The 1444-nt window shown below is 61.4% G+C and carries 1 protein-coding gene and 1 pseudogene; one reads left to right on the plus strand and one right to left on the minus strand.

The annotated features are described in order from the left end of the window. Positions 1-977: ammonium transporter (locus DBR23_RS13380; RefSeq protein ID WP_108498581.1), on the minus strand; the 977-nt coding region annotated here is incomplete at its 3' end. A gap of 211 nt (positions 978-1188) precedes the next feature. Here DBR23_RS13380 and DBR23_RS30655 point away from each other — a divergent pair. Next, positions 1189-1444, plus strand: a pseudogene (locus DBR23_RS30655) (hypothetical protein); the annotation flags it as partial.

Below are 1444 nucleotides of genomic sequence, written 5' to 3' on the forward strand. Positions count from 1 at the left end.
CCCGCAGCCAGTCCGCCCCAGGTGCCGCACAGCCCGTGCAGCGGCCATACGCCCAGCACGTCGTCGATCTTCCATTTGTTTTGCGTCAGGGTGAACATCAGCACAAAAATGGCCCCGGCCACCGCGCCGACCACCAGCGCACCCAGCGGGTGCATGAGGTCCGAGCCCGCACACACGGCCACCAGACCCGCCAGCGGGCCGTTGTGCACAAAGCCGGGGTCGTTCTTGCCCAGCACCAGGGCGGCCAGCGTGCCGCCCACCATGGCCATCAGCGAGTTCACAGCGACGAGGCCCGAAAGCTTGTCCACGGTCTGCGCGCTCATCACATTGAAGCCGAACCAGCCCACCACCAGCACCCAGGCGCCCAGCGCCAGGAACGGGATGTTGGACGGCGGGTGGGCCGAGATCGCACCGTCCTTGCGGTAGCGGTTGGCGCGAGAGCCCAGCAGGATCACCGCCGGCAACGCAATCCAGCCGCCCATGGCGTGCACCACCACCGAGCCCGCAAAGTCGTGAAACTCTTCGCCCGTCAGCGCCTTGATCCAGCCCTGCACACCAAAATGCTGGTTCCAGGCAATACCCTCAAAAAACGGGTACACAAAGCCCACGATGACTGCTGTTGCCAGCAGTTGCGGCCAAAACTTGGCGCGCTCCGCGATGCCGCCCGACACAATGGCCGGAATGGCAGCCGCAAACGTGAGCAAGAAGAAGAACTTGACCAGCGCATAGCCGCTTTGCTGCACCAGCGATTCGGCACCGATGAAGAAATGCGTGCCGTAGGCCACGGTGTAGCCGACCACAAAATAGACCACCGTGGACACCGAAAAGTCCACCAGGATCTTGACCAGCGCATTCACCTGATTCTTTTTGCGGACTGTGCCCAGCTCCAGAAAAGCAAACCCGGCGTGCATGGCCAATACCATGATCGCCCCGAGCAAGATGAACAAGGCATCTGTGCCCTGTTTGAGTGCTTCCATAACGTCCTCGCGATAGTGATTGATCGACTCTGGTGCGTTTTCATCCGACGCCACAGATTTGCACCAAGTTGAAGCAAGAAGTGCGCCAGGAGTTGGTGCAAGGCTTTGCACCGAATTGGGGCTTTGTCAGAGGGGTAGGTTTGTAGGTGGTGGATAAATACTGTATAAATAAACAGTTTTATTGTGCATGCTGCTCCACCACTCGATCGCCATGAGTTCACTTGCCCCTCCCGACGACGACCTGCCTGCACAGCCGCAGGACATCCGCATTCCGCTGCAGGCCATCCGCGGGCGCGGTGCCGCCACGGCCATGGCCCACCGCTTTGCCAAAGACCAGCGCGAACGTGCGGATGATGGGTGGAACCATCCGCGCGCCCTTGGCAGGGCCGAGGGCGTGGAGCAGGGTGGCACGGGTACGGCTCAGGATGGCAAGCCGAACGGCGGGAGTGCTGAAGAGGGTGATGCAT

This window comes from Acidovorax sp. HMWF018 (genome assembly GCF_003061035.1).
Classification (GTDB): Bacteria; Pseudomonadota; Gammaproteobacteria; order Burkholderiales; family Burkholderiaceae_C; genus Acidovorax; species Acidovorax delafieldii.